Origin of the sequence: Pseudoalteromonas sp. HL-AS1 (genome assembly GCF_031198785.1) — a bacterium.
Taxonomy (GTDB): Bacteria; Pseudomonadota; Gammaproteobacteria; order Enterobacterales; family Alteromonadaceae; genus Pseudoalteromonas; species Pseudoalteromonas distincta.
On the sequence record NZ_CP133569.1, the window covers coordinates 738,143 to 751,413 of the forward strand.

The 13,271-nt window shown below is 39.7% G+C and carries 9 protein-coding genes; 7 read left to right on the forward strand and 2 right to left on the reverse strand.

Going from position 1 to position 13,271, the window contains the following annotated elements:
• Window positions 1–58 precede the first annotated feature (58 nt).
• From RB214_RS03495 to RB214_RS03520, 6 genes are all read left to right on the forward strand, one after another.
• Complete coding sequence (locus RB214_RS03495) at window positions 59–658, forward strand: hypothetical protein (protein WP_002958026.1); 600 nt, start codon at window positions 59–61, stop codon at window positions 656–658.
• Between the two features lie 98 nt (window positions 659–756).
• On the forward strand, window positions 757–1,839 hold the full coding sequence (gcvT, locus tag RB214_RS03500) for a glycine cleavage system aminomethyltransferase GcvT (protein WP_002958027.1): 1,083 nt from the start codon (window positions 757–759) through the stop codon (window positions 1,837–1,839).
• A 73-nt stretch (window positions 1,840–1,912) separates the two neighbouring features.
• Complete coding sequence (gcvH, locus tag RB214_RS03505) at window positions 1,913–2,302, forward strand: glycine cleavage system protein GcvH (protein ID WP_002958029.1); 390 nt, start codon at window positions 1,913–1,915, stop codon at window positions 2,300–2,302.
• 175 nt (window positions 2,303–2,477) lie between these two features.
• Window positions 2,478–5,369, forward strand: a complete 2,892-nt coding sequence (gcvP, locus tag RB214_RS03510) for an aminomethyl-transferring glycine dehydrogenase (protein WP_309168379.1) — start codon at window positions 2,478–2,480, stop codon at window positions 5,367–5,369.
• Window positions 5,370–5,705: 336 nt separating this feature from the next.
• Window positions 5,706–5,990, forward strand: coding sequence for an addiction module antidote protein (locus RB214_RS03515; RefSeq protein WP_002958032.1), 285 nt, complete (start codon window positions 5,706–5,708; stop codon window positions 5,988–5,990).
• Between the two features lie 716 nt (window positions 5,991–6,706).
• Entirely contained in the window at window positions 6,707–9,382 is a 2,676-nt protein-coding gene (locus RB214_RS03520; RefSeq protein WP_002958033.1) for a tetratricopeptide repeat protein, read from the forward strand.
• Window positions 9,383–9,513: 131 nt separating this feature from the next.
• Here RB214_RS03520 and RB214_RS03525 read toward each other — a convergent pair whose 3' ends face one another.
• Together RB214_RS03525 and RB214_RS03530 are read right to left on the reverse strand one after the other, a co-directional pair.
• Entirely contained in the window at window positions 9,514–10,662 is a 1,149-nt protein-coding gene (locus tag RB214_RS03525; protein ID WP_002958034.1) for a hypothetical protein, read from the reverse strand.
• A 547-nt stretch (window positions 10,663–11,209) separates the two neighbouring features.
• The gene (locus RB214_RS03530) at window positions 11,210–11,674 is read right to left on the reverse strand and encodes a LytTR family DNA-binding domain-containing protein (protein ID WP_002958035.1); all 465 of its coding nucleotides are present in this window, start codon (window positions 11,672–11,674) and stop codon (window positions 11,210–11,212) included.
• 543 nt (window positions 11,675–12,217) lie between these two features.
• On the opposite strand from RB214_RS03530, the gene RB214_RS03535 reads away from it, so the two are divergent.
• The gene (locus RB214_RS03535; protein WP_309168380.1) at window positions 12,218–13,213 is read left to right on the forward strand and encodes a transposase; all 996 of its coding nucleotides are present in this window, start codon (window positions 12,218–12,220) and stop codon (window positions 13,211–13,213) included.
• Window positions 13,214–13,271 lie beyond the last annotated feature (58 nt).

The following is a 13,271-nucleotide window of genomic DNA, read 5'->3' on the forward strand; positions in this document are numbered from 1 at the left end:
TGTTGTTGATAGGCGTGGGCAATATACTTTTGTAATTGAAAATACACAGGTGTTTGTTATGACTTTTAACCCAATAATGTTTGCCCGCCACAGCAACGCAAGTAGTGCGGTTACTAACGCTTTGCAAACTAACAACAATCACGTTGTAATGGATTTTAGCGGCACCGAAACCAGTGTATTTTTAAGCACTATTTTAGGCCTTGATTTAACTAAGCTTACTGCCAGTGGTTTAGGTTTAAAAGGCACACTTGATGGCGACTATAATTCTGACTACAGTTTTGCTGTTTATTACTTTAGCGAAACCGCCTTTAGATTCGTACTGCCACACAACGCAAGCCTTCAACTACAAGCGCTTATAAACGAGCAGCAATTACGTTTTGATATTGATTATGTAGTACGCACCGACCTAGCAAGCTTTATTTTAAGTGGCGACAACGCATTTGATACCCTAGTTAATGCTTTTAAATTAACACCAGGTTTGCGCCTTTCTGACGCGCAACTTTGCTACGGTGCACAAAGCGGTGATGTATTTATTACCGCCATTGATAAAAACGACGAACAACACTTTGTATTAGTAGCTAAACAACAAGAATTACAAAAATGGCAAAGCTACATGCAAGCGCAAGGCTTTGCACTTATGCATAGTGAAGCCGCATAACGAATAAAAACAACAGGCGAGCATAACAATGTTTACCTGTTTTTATATCTATTTAAGCCACGCCCTAAACAGGGTTAATTTAAACGTGAAGGAATGTTATGACTTCTAAAACTGTACTACATGCTAAGCACCTAGAAGCGGGCGCAAAAATGGTTGATTTTCATGGCTGGGAAATGCCAATCAACTACGGCTCACAAATAGAAGAACACAATAGCGTACGTACCGACGCAGGTATGTTTGACGTATCACACATGACTATTGTTGATATTGAAGGGCCTCAAGCAAAAGCATTTTTACGTAAGCTAGTAGCTAACGACGTTGCAAAATTAACCGTACCAGGCAAAGCGCTTTACACAGGCATGCTTAACGAGCAAGGCGGTGTAATAGACGACTTAATTATTTATTTCTTTAGTGAAACGTTTTACCGCCTAGTTGTTAACTCAGCAACGCGCGAAAAAGACCTAGCGCATTTGGCTAACGTATCGAGCGACTTTGACGTAACTGTTACAGAGCGCCCAGAGTTTGCAATGATTGCAGTGCAAGGCCCTAACGCTAAAGCAAAAACAGCCACTCTTTTAAATGCTGAGCAACAAGCTGCTGTTGAAGGTATGAAGCCGTTTTTTGGTGTTCAAGTAGGTGATTTATTTATTGCCACAACGGGTTATACTGGCGAAGACGGTTACGAAATAGTAGTACCGAACGACCAAGCAGCCGATTTATGGCAACAACTGCTAGACGCAGGTGTTAAGCCTGCTGGTTTAGGTGCACGCGACACGCTACGTTTAGAAGCAGGTATGAACCTTTACGGCCTAGATATGGACGAAAGCGTATCACCACTTGCAGCTAACATGGCATGGACCATTGCATGGGAACCAGAAGATCGTGACTTTATTGGTCGTGACGTACTTGTTAAGCAACGCGCAGAAAAAAGCACTGACAAACTAGTTGGCTTAGTGTTTGAAGAAAAAGGCGTTTTGCGTAGCGGTTCTAAAGTAATTGTTGATGGTGGTGAAGGGGTTATTACCTCAGGTACTTTCTCACCAACACTTGGTTTTAGTGTAGCCCTTGCACGTGTACCACGTTCAACAGGCGATACAGCTCAAGTAGAAATGCGTAAAAAATTAGTCAACGTTAAAGTAGTAAAGCCTAGCTTTGTACGTAACGGTAAATCAATAATTTAAATAATTTGGTTATATCAATCAGTGTAATTACAGTGATTGATATCCTCCCAATATAAACCAAAGGACAAATAAAATGAGCAACATTCCTAGCGAGTTAAAATACGCACCTTCACACGAGTGGGTTCGTAACGAAGGCGACGGTACATTTACTGTTGGTATTTCTGAGCATGCACAAGAACTTCTTGGCGACATGGTATTTGTTGAATTACCAGAAGTTGGCGACGAAGTAGACGCTGGCGAAGACTGTGCAGTAGCAGAGTCAGTTAAAGCAGCATCAGACATTTACGCACCTATCAGTGGCGAAATTGTTGCTATTAACGAAGAACTTGAAGACTCACCTGAAACAGTAAACAACGACGCTTACGGCGACGGTTGGTTATTCCGTATTAAAGCATCTGACGAGTCTGAGCTAGACAACTTATTAGACGCTGAAGGTTACTCGCACACTATCGACGAAGAATAATTATTCTTTGTAGATAACTAAAAGCCCCGCGTGTTTTATTTAGATATCGGGGCTTTTATGATTTTACAGTTAACTTTTCCATACAAAGTGGGCTGTTAAATCATAAGAACTTTAAGTTATTGCTGTTTACCCATCAGCAGTAGCCACATTTTTTGGATCATAGGAATCTGGACACATGTCAAACGCCAAATCTCTTGAAGAACTAGAGCAAAAGCAAGATTTTATTCGCCGCCATATTGGGCCAAGCCCAGCACAAGTAAGCGATATGCTAAGTGCTTTAGAAGTATCGAGTGTGCAAGAGCTCATTGACCAAACTGTACCGGCTAGAATTCGTCTAGAGCAACCGCTAACAGTTGGACAAAGCCGTACTGAAGTTGAAACACTAAGCTACCTAAAATCAGTAGCAAGCAAAAATAAAGTTTTCAAATCGTACATTGGCCAAGGCTACCACCCAACTAACGTACCGCACGTAATTTTACGTAACGTACTAGAAAATCCAGGTTGGTATACAGCGTACACACCGTATCAGCCAGAGATTGCACAAGGGCGTTTAGAATCATTATTAAACTTCCAAACTATGACCCTAGATTTAACTGGTCTTGATTTAGCAAGCGCATCACTACTTGACGAATCAACAGCCGCTGCAGAGGCTATGGGCCTTGCAAAACGCGTATCAAAAGCTAAAAAAGCCAATGCCTTTTTTATTGCCGACGACGTACACACACAAACTATCGACGTAGTAACAACGCGTGCCGAGCAGTTTGGTTTTGAAATAATTGTAGGTAAAGCAGAAGATGCCGTAAACCACGACATTTTTGGCGCATTGTTCCAATACCCAACTACATCAGGCGAAGTGGTAGACATAACAGACCTAATTGCTGGCGTGCAAAGCAAAAAGGCCATTGCCTGTGTTGCTGCCGACATAATGAGTTTATTACTATTAAAAGCACCGGGTAAGCTAGGCGCAGACGTAGTACTTGGTTCGGCTCAGCGTTTTGGCGTACCTATGGGTTACGGCGGTCCACACGCTGCATTTTTTGCAACACGTGACGCATACAAGCGTTCATTACCAGGTCGTATTATTGGTGTATCTAAAGACCGTTTAGGTAACGATGCACTACGTATGGCAATGCAAACGCGCGAACAACACATTCGCCGCGACAAAGCCAACTCAAACATTTGTACAGCGCAAGTATTACTTGCCAATATGGCAGCGTTTTATGCGGTATACCACGGTCCACAAGGCTTAAAAACTATCGCGCAGCGTATACATCGCTTTGCTGATATTTTAGCAAGTGGCCTTAAAGCTAAAGGCATCGCACTTAAGCACAGCACTTGGTTTGATACGCTAACAGTAGTAAGCGATAGCAAAGACGACGTAATAGCGCGTGCAATTGCAAAAGGCGTAAACTTTGCAACAAATCACGAAGGCGAGTACTCAATTTCGGTATCAGAGACAACAACACGTGCCGATATTACTGAGTTATTCGATATTATTTTAGGCGAAGGCCATGGCCTAAGTGTTGACGCTATTGCAGCCGACGTTGAAGCAAATGGCAGCGAGTCAATTCCTGCAAGTTTAGTGCGTGATGACGAAGTACTAACGCATCCAAACTTTAACAGCTACCACAGCGAAACAGACATGCTTCGCTACATTAAGCGACTAGAAAGCAAAGATTTATCGCTTAATCACTCAATGATCTCGTTAGGCTCATGTACCATGAAACTAAACGCGACTGCTGAGATGATCCCAATTACGTGGCCTGAGTTTGCAAACCTTCACCCATTCTGCCCGCTAGACCAAGCAGAAGGTTACCAAATAATGATTGGTGAGCTACACGACTGGCTAGTAAACATTACCGGTTACGATGCAGTATCACTTCAGCCAAACTCTGGCGCACAAGGTGAATACGCAGGCTTAATCGCGATTCGTAAATACCACGAGTCACGCGGCGATGCACACCGTAATGTATGTTTAATCCCAAGCTCTGCGCACGGTACTAACCCTGCATCAGCGCAAATGGCAAGCATGAAAATTGTGGTAGTTAACTGCGACAAAAACGGTAACGTAGACATGAGCGACCTTAAAGCGAAAGCTGAGGAAGTGTCTGAAAACTTATCGTGCATCATGATCACATACCCGTCTACGCATGGTGTATACGAAGAAACAATTCGCGAAATTTGTGACATTATTCATGAGCACGGCGGCCAAGTTTACATGGACGGCGCAAACATGAACGCGCAAGTTGGTGTAACAAGCCCAGGCTTTATTGGCTCAGACGTATCGCACTTAAACTTGCATAAAACGTTTTGTATTCCACACGGTGGCGGTGGTCCAGGTGTTGGTCCAATTGGTGTTAAATCGCACCTTGCGCCATTTATGCCAAACCACAGCGTAATTAACGTACCAGGTACTAACATTGGTAACGGTGCGGTATCGGCAGCGCCTTACGGCTCAGCCGCTATTTTACCTATTTCATGGGCTTACATCACCATGATGGGGAGCGAGGGCTTAAAACAAGCTACTGAAATGGCCATTGTTAATGCTAACTACTTAACGCATGAGCTAAGCAAGCACTTCCCAATTTTATACCGTGGTCGTAACAACCGTGTTGCTCACGAATGTATTGTTGACCTGCGCCCGCTTAAAGAGCAATCAGGCATTACTGAAATGGACGTAGCTAAGCGCTTGCAAGATTACGGCTTCCATTCACCAACTATGTCGTTCCCAGTAGCTGGCACATTAATGATTGAGCCAACTGAGTCTGAATCAAAAGGTGAGATTGACCGCTTCATCGAAGCAATGGTGTCAATTAAAGGCGAAATCGAAAAAGTAATCTCTGGCGAATGGTCAATCGAAAACAACCCGCTAGTGTTTGCACCGCATACACAAGGCGACGTGTTAGGTAACGAATGGGACCGCGCCTACGACCGTTTTTACGCTGCATTCCCAGTGCCTGCAGTGGCTAAAAACAAGTTTTGGCCAACCGTTACACGTATTGATGACGTATACGGCGACCGTAATTTGGTATGTTCATGCCCAGCGGTTGAGACATACCGTGACTAAGAGCAGAGACTAATTTTTTGAACTTTAATGGGTAGTAAGTTCCATTATAGTTTGGAAATTTATCAAAATTATAAAAGCCGTTGCAGCAATGCAACGGCTTTTTTGTGCGTGAAGATAAGCCATAAATAATATGGCCGTAGGTTGGGAAGAGTGAAACGAAACCCAACAAATCACAAATATACTTACTCGCTCAAAAGCCAAGAGTATGTGTTATTTATTGTAGGCGTTTAGCTTGCTGACGCGCGGGCGACAGCCTTAAAGTTATAAATAACATTGTGCGATCGTAGCCTTTAGGCTACATTTGTTCAGCAAGTTGAATAAATAGGAGTAATTACTATGGCGCTACAAACATCAGATTTTAACCCGTTTGACTATATGGAAACACAGCAAGAAATTAATACATTTTTAGAAGAGTGTTTAGCTGATGATGACCCAAATACCTTTATTGACGCACTCGGTTTATTAGTTAAAAAGCATGGCGTGAGTGATATTGCTAAAGCAACGGGATTAAACCGTGAAAGCTTATATAAAGCAGTTAACGGTAAAACCAAGCCACGTTGGGAAACTATTTTTAAAGTGATGAAAGCACTTAACTTTCGCCTTACAACACAAGTAGCGTAAGTTAGGCAAAGTGAAACGAAACCCAACAATTCAAAAATATACTTACTCGCTTAAAAGCCAAGAGTATGCGTTATTTGTTGTAGGCGTTTAGCTTGCTGACGCGCGGGCGGCAGCCCGAATAAGGATTTGAATAGGTGTTTGAGGTTATCGTCACCGATAATGTGAATGCGTTTCGCGCTTTTTAGAGAAGAGAAACCTTATTCAAGGTTTTGTCGCGCTGGCTTGGTGAGCCAAAGAGGGGCTATAGATTTTCAAATTTTACTCTGCTGCAAGTAATTCATCCTTGAAGCTGGGTTACTGTCGGCATGCATGCCTCCACTTCCTCATACTGCGAAGCTGCGCTTCGGTTATTCGTCACCTCCCAGCGCACCCGAGCATCACGCTTAATCCTTCAAATAATGAATTGATGTGAACGTAAACGACGAAGATAGGCCATCCATGGCCTAGTTTCGCCTTATCGCGCATCCATGCGCGACATTACTCATCAATTGTTTATTTTCAGGGCGTGATGATGGGGGAGGGTGTTAAACGTGAAATTGGTGTTTGGTCTTAGCAAGAAGCAAGATCTGACCCTCCGCATTTTTGTGTAACTTCATTGTTTTATAAGGGGGAGAGGGATAGACTAATGATAATGGATTTAATCAATTTTAAAAATAAGTCCACCAGATAGTTCACGTTATAACCATAAAAAAAAGCACGCCTTCAAGGAGAGTTTAGTGTTCCGAATTAATATAAATAAAGCGCTTGAACAGTTCTTTTCCTTCATTATTGCATACTTCAGACCTTCACTTGCAAAAGTAGTTATTTGGCCTCTACTAGTTACAGGGTTGGGTTTTCTAAATCCTCCATTTTGGATTGAAATAATAAATTGGATATTGGTTAATCAATCCGTTTCACCTCAATATCAGGTACCACTATCAGAACCAAACGGAGTTTGGGGGTGGTCTTTAATATTATTAAGTGTCTTTGTTTATGTTGTTGAAACAGTTGCTCATGTCGTTAAAACTAAAAATGAAAATAATGGTGAGCTCGCAAAAGAAGTTAAAAATCTACCGATAAAAACTGCTGATAAAACCGTCGATAAATTAAAGGAAGAATTTGACTTACCTATTATAAAAAAATCACACAAAGTTGCACCCCTTTGCGAGTATCATGTGCATGACACTCTTACTCACGGTGTATTAGAAAAACATTTCGAAAGTGGAAAAAGTATTGGCATTTTGTCTGGTACTAGTGGTTCAGGAAAAACACAAGCTTTAATTGATTATGTTAATAGGTGCGCTCAAAAATTTGATAACCAATTATGGATCAATGGAGATGATTGGATAGATGGGTATGCTCTTAGTGATATACATAGAACACGTGGTGGTAAACCAATAAATGTTGTGAGGACATTTAATTCATCTAAAACGATCTTAGTTATTGATAGCATTGAACGAATATTAAATGACAATGACTTTAGGGACTTACAAGAGGGGTTTTCCTTAGGTGGAGTTGTTGTCCTAAGTTCCCAGCTAAGTGATCCTAATAATAATTTATATATCTCAAAGCCAAACATTGCGAAAAATCAAGCTATTGAAATACTTGGTGAAAATCCATGTTACATTAGTGAAGCATGCGATGAGTTTTTGACGGCATGCAGCTTCTCTCCCTTAGTATTAGCCCTAGCAAGAAAGATAATTTCAAAGGAAAAGAATAGTAATGATAAGTTTTATCGAGATGTTTTGGATGTGCCCGGTGACATTATTGATCATAAAGGGGAATCAATAATAAGTAACATTTTGAAAAAGGTTCCTCCCGCTACACTTAAAGCATTAAAGAAAATTGCCAATTCAAATCTAAATTTTTACGATTCCGATTTCTTAGAGTTTTTTATTAATAAGTTAGAGCTACGTAACCTTCAAGGTTTGTCTATAATTGTTCAATCCAACACTCCTGGTATATTAAGGTTGCATGACTTGGTAGCCATTGCAGTAAGAGAGCATGAAGAACAGAGTTGTATGGTAAATTCGATTTCTGAATATGTCGGCAAAGCTTCTGGTGAAATGACTCCTAGTATCCTTCGGCAAGTTCATTTAGCTAAGAAACAGATAAGAAATGAAGTAGAAAACAACCATAATGGCAAGGTTGACTGGTTAACATATAGCCTTCTTCAAATTGAAGATAGTTACAAAAAGATCATCCACGATGAGCTGTATAACAAAGAGTTTACAGGTGAGCTATCATTGGCAGAAGTCATGTGCATTATTGACTCTAAAGAGTCTTATTCTTACTCAATCGCTCAAGATTCGCGAATTGATTACTACGAAAACTGTGCAAAAGATTACGAATCAGCCTTAAATATATACCAATGTGATGAGATAAAAGCAGAGCTAATGCATCATAAAGGAAAAGCTTTAAGGCGATGCGGAAAGCACGAACAGTCATTAGAGTGCTTTGAAGAGCTGCTTAAATTAAAACCCAATTGGCATGCAATTCATGGTCAAATAGCCCACTTAGGAAGTCAGGATAGGGTTAGTTCACGAGTTAAAGGTGCTGGGGAACTTTCTATAAAAGTGCTTGTAAAGGATATCTTATCAGACTCTTCAGTAGTGCCTCTCAGGGTCTCATTGGCTGCAATATCGAGGATAAGATCTTACTACAGTGTTAAAAATGAAATCTCAAATAGTCCAGAACAAGTTCAAAAAATAGCTAGTTTAATAACGATGTCAAGTATGGAAGGGTTAGATCAATTCTACGAGGCATTTGTTTCATTTACTTCTATTTTTAGCTATCACCATAGTGATTCCTGTTTAGATTTGGCTGAAAGTATTCCTGACATGCTTGAGTTGCCACCTGAGTTCGTCTCTAAAAGGCAATGGGTTAGTGCTTGCGAAGCATTAGCAAATATTTCTGATGCAGCTACTCGTCAAGGTAGGAGTATAATTTCTAAGAGATTATCTGATGCTAGCTTAATGTTTGCCGATAAGTTATCAGCTCAGATTGAGCTTAAATCTTTCGACGCTAGAGCTGTGGCCAAATCCTATATTATATCAACAAAGTATGATGAGGCTCTTAGTGTATTGTCAAAGCTTTCTCTAAAAGAGCAAACGTCACACTGGATTTTGTATCGGAAATCGCAGGCTTTATTGGGGCTTGGTAAAAGTAGTACACTTTCTGATGGTGAAGAACATATGGCTATGGCTTTAAGTTGTGCGGAAAGTGCTTTGGAAAATGCATTAGAAGATACAAAAGCTAAAGGTAGAATTTCTATTTATTATGAGTTAAGAAGTCAGTGTCTATTTGCAAAAAAAGAATATGAACTAGCAAAAGCAGATTTAGTCAAGGCAATTGAGTTGTGTAAAGATGATAAATACTTGGAAGATTTAAAACATCGACTTCAATCTATGTAAAAACAGCAGGGGCAGGTCTTTCTTTTTGCCTTTTGTGATTAAGAAAAAATGCAATACCTGCCCCTAGTAACCCCATTTAAAAAGGGCAATATTATTGCCCTTTATTATGCGCTTAAATTGGTAGTTTTAAACTATAGCGCGACTAAACTTTGCTCTAGCATTGCCTTTATTTGTTTTACTATTTTAGCTTCTGTTTCAGGTTCGAATTGTTGTATACGTGGGGTATGAATATGCCCTGTAGGTATACTTGAATTAAGCGCATCGCGCAGGCGAATACTTCGGTACGATATTTCGTTAGACAGGTAACCACCGCCGCCCCCATTTACCGCAATACTATTTTTAAGCTCGCCGTACGAACCCGCTTTATAGGTTTTTTCAAGCGTGGTGACTTCATGATTGTCGATAACTTTATAAGGGCCTTTGGCTTGTTGCATGTAATTTACAGGCAAGCTAAATTTTACAAACTCGTTGCCCGGTAGCGGTCGGCCATTAAGCTTTGGTATCACTGGGCTTGTTTGCGTTCCACCATACACAATATTGGCATTATCTGGGGCGGTTACGCTGCGGCGTTTACCTGGAAAGTGCTCTAAATCAAACTCTGTTCTGCCCATACTTACAGTTACTACCATGTCTACATTATTAAGTGCGTAGTAGGGGGCAAGTAGCGATTCTATTATGCCTTGATCAAAGTCTTCGTAGCGTACAGGCACCATAACGGTGTTAATTTCTGCGTTGATGCCGTTGTAATTAATAACTTGGCCGTCGAGTAATAACGCTGCAACACCTGAGGGATTACTTTGGTTTATGTTTTTATCGAGTAAAAAAGGGTCAAAGCCTGTAAGTAATATTTTTTTAGTGCTGCCTGATGAAAAAGTAAGATCGGTACGTCCTCTGCTGCCTTCTTCAAGTAGGGTTAGTAAAGTATTTAGTTGAGCCTGCGTAATTGAAAATTTAGGCGATGTTGTGCGTATTACTTTGCTTGAAAGCAGGCGTGCCCAGTAAAGCTCTCGGTCGTCGTAGTTACTGGTTTTTATTATGCGTTGTTTGGCGTTTTCCCACAGTTCAAAACTAAAGTTTTGTACTAATATTTTTGCACTTTTAAAGTTGTTTAATTCTTTAAATTGTTGCTCAAAATTTGATACTTGTGGGGTAAATGTATTTAAAACATTTGGCATTGCTGATTGGGCTTTGTTGATACGCTGTTCTTCAACAGTTAAAGGATTACTTAAAGCAGCGAATGAAGAGGCAATTAAGCTGGTCGCTAATAATACTTTGATCATAATACTCCTAAGATAAAGCTATTGTTTTATGTGTAATTTACTATCCTATTATTACTAACTTAGGGCAACCAATTAACGTTGAATCGACTGAAATTTGCTTTTGTTGTTTGTTATACAATTCAACACTGCAACATACCAAGGAACTCAGTGCGGCCTTGTTCTTCTTATTTTTCAGCAGTATTGAGTACAAGCGCTTGCTGTTTTATTTGCACTGCAGAGTGCTTTTCTATTAATAAAATCGCAAATTAGCGAGCTGCTAAAAAGTGGAGTCGGGATGCGGGCATTATTCAAAAGCTTGTAGACGGGCAACAACTGTAGGTTGGTTTGGGATAGGCGAAACCCAACGCATAGCCAATGTAATAAATTCAGCTACAGATAAATACCAATGCTATTGGTTGTAGGCGCTTAGCTTGCTGGCGCGTCGGGCGATAGCTCGAAAAGTTTTACAAAATTGTCTCCAGACGCCTCTACTATTAATAAAGCCTAAGTCACTTTGATAATTAAGTAACTGTGGAGCTCTCATAGTTTGCTAGAGGCTCTTTTTTAGCTAAATATTTAAAGCTGCTTTGGCGTTTGCTAAATAGGTTTGTGATACTGGTACTTCCAAACCATTTTCCATAATAAGTATAAGTTTTCTGCCTTCTTTTTTACTTGCAGCAACTGCTTCACGCGATACCCACCAAGAGCGGTGTGTTTGAAAACCATCGTAATTTTCTAATTTTAATAAAGCATCTTTAAACCGTATAAGTAATAGGTGCTGGCCTTTATCTGTAACTATATTTAGGTAATGGTCGTCCATTTGTAGACAAATTAATCGACCTCTTTTTTCTAGTGGTAATTCGTTGATTAGGTCGTTTACTTGTTGATTTTGAATAGTTACGATTTTTTCAGACTCATCAGTAAGTGCTTTTTCACTTTGCTGTAACTGTTTATTTTGTTGTATTAAGATGCTTTTTATAGAACTTACACCCGCAATAACTCCGCCAATAAATACACACGCAAAAAAAGACATGGGGAGCGATTGCCAGTAATTTTCAATCAAGTTAAAAAATAGGTTAATGATTAAAGGGGTCAAAAGAGCCATGATGGCACTGGCCGTGAGTGTTGAAATAATTAGCCTAATTGCTGCATTGTTATAAGGCTGAGGTAAGGATTTCAACAACCATACGGATAAAATTTGTATTGTAGGTGAGTAAATTACATAGCCGCTAAAGCAAATGATTGTCCAAAAAACTCCGCTGTATAAAAAGCTGATTTCATGCATACCAAATGGTTTTAGAAACGTTAAAAAAAGCACAAAAATAGCCACAACCACGCAGTCGGATAAAATACTTTCTTTATTCCAGTCCCCTCTTACATACTGATTAATATGGTTTATTTCACGATTCGTCAATTGAACTCCTAGTTTTTTTACTTATTTTACGAAGTTTACTGTATAGCTTACGAAAGCGCTGTGGAAGCTGTTGGTTGTTAACCTTATTGTTATTTCAACGAGCCAAGAGTCAAAGGGGTCAAGTCTTGACTTCATACATTAATGGTCTAGATTTATAGTTTATTGCTCATTGAGTTTATTATTATGTCTAGACCGCTGCGAATAGAGTATGAAAATGCGTTTTATCATGTGATGAATCGCGGAAGAGGGCGTGAAAATACCTTTTTGAGTGATGACGATTTTAAGCATTTTTTATACTGCATTGAGCAAGCAAGCCTTCGTTTTAATATTGAAGTGCATTCGTATTGTTTAATGACCAATCATTACCACCTACTAATAAAAACCCCTGATGCAAATTTAGGCAGAGCCATGAAACATATTAATGGTCTCTATACGCAATATTTTAATAGAACACACAATACAGACGGTGCACTGTTTAGAGGTCGCTACAAGGCGGTGCTGGTAGATGCTGATAATTACTTACTACATGTTAGCCGTTATATACATCGTAACCCAATAGAAACAAGTACACCGTTAGTAGATGAGCTTATTGACTATAAATGGTCTAGCTATCCAGCTTTTATCAAAAAGGCAGCAACACCAAAATGGCTAGTTCTGGATTTTATATTTTCGCTTCAAGGAAAAAATCGTAAATATGCTGCGTATAAACAGTTTGTTGAATATGAAAATAATAAAGAAATAAGTACGTTTTATGGTGCTAAAAAGTTATTTTCGGTTTTGGGCTGCGATGAATTTATTCAGAATATTAAGAAGTACATTGCAAAATCAGACAACGAAAAAAGCGTTGTTGTTCAGAGGCGTTCAACTGATGATGTTATTGCGTACTTAGCTAAATATTTTTGTATAGATGCACATGATATTGTAACGGTTAAAAAAGGGCGTAAAGAGAAAAACTTACCTCGTATGTTTGCCATAAAATTATGCCAAGATTTAACAGGGCAAAATTTGAAAGCGTTAGCCGTTGTTTTTAATGTTCAACATTATTCAGCCATATCCCAAACGGTATGCAGGCTAAATAAGTTAATAATTGAAGATGATAAGGTCAACTTACAGTTCGAAAAACTTCGAGATAGTTTGATGTATGAAGTCAAGATTTGACCCCAAGCCTTTTGGTCTTCTGCGTTTACAAGAACTCACCAAATACGCCTCTGTTATT